Here is a 758-nt window from a genome sequence, read left to right as displayed (position 1 = left end):
GCCTTCCAGGCCCCAGACGCGATGCCAGAGCGCGAGCCCCTCGGCGAGGAGGACGAGACGCTGCTGTAGTGCCGGCGGAAGGCCTCGGAGTGGGGGTGGGAGGGCTAGCGCCCGTCCTGCAGCAGCGTCTCGTGCGCCTCGCCGAGGGGCTCGCGCCCTGGCATCGCGCCACGGCGCTAGGGTGCTTCGGAGCGGGGGTGGGAAGGCTTGAGCCCGCCCTGCAGCAGCGTCTCGTCCTCCTTGCCGAAGGACTCAACGATCCCTCGCATCGCGTCGCGGCCCTGAGGGGCCTGGGAGCAGCTGTGGCGGGGCTTGCGCCCGCCCTGCAGCAGCGTCTCGTCCTCCTTGCCGAGGGTCTCGAGCACCCCGATGATCGAGCCTCGGCCCTGAGGGGCTTCGGAGCGGGTGTCGGAGGGCTTGAGCCCGCCCTGCAGCAGCGTTTCGTCCTCCTTGCCGAGCGACTCGACAATCCCGAGCATCGGGCCTGGGCCCTGAAGGGCCTCGGAGAAGGGGTGGCAGGGCTTGAGCCCCTCTTGCAGCAACGTCTCGTTGCACTGGCTGAGGGGATCCCGCCTTGGCGTCGTGCCTGGACCCTGACGAGCCTCGGAACTGGTGTGGCAGGGCTTGCGCCCGCCCTTCAGCAGCGCCTCGTGCTCCTGGCCGAGGGACTTGACGACCCCTGGCATCGCGCCTCGGCCCTAAGAAGCCTCGGAGCAGGTGTGGCGGGGCTTGAGCCCGCCCTGCAGCAGCGTCTCGTC

At 70.8% G+C, this 758-nt stretch carries 1 protein-coding gene; it reads right to left on the bottom strand.

Annotated features, from left to right (window positions below; genetic code table 11):
- Positions 1–176: 176 nt before the first annotated feature.
- The gene (locus EOA60_RS35540; RefSeq protein ID WP_127335731.1) at positions 177–686 is read right to left on the bottom strand and encodes a hypothetical protein; all 510 of its coding nucleotides are present in this window, start codon (positions 684–686) and stop codon (positions 177–179) included.
- Positions 687–758: the final 72 nt, after the last annotated feature.

This window comes from Mesorhizobium sp. M1A.F.Ca.IN.020.06.1.1 (genome assembly GCF_004023265.1).
In the GTDB taxonomy this organism is placed as follows: domain Bacteria; phylum Pseudomonadota; class Alphaproteobacteria; order Rhizobiales; family Rhizobiaceae; genus Mesorhizobium.
Note: the sequence above shows the minus strand (reverse complement) of the source record. Positions and strands in the feature narration are given on the sequence as shown.

Excerpts from the sequence above, each read along its gene's own strand:
- EOA60_RS35540 (WP_127335731.1), bottom strand. The coding sequence starts at position 686 with ATGCCAGGGGTCGTCAAGTCCCTCGGCCAGGAGCACGAGGCGCTGCTG.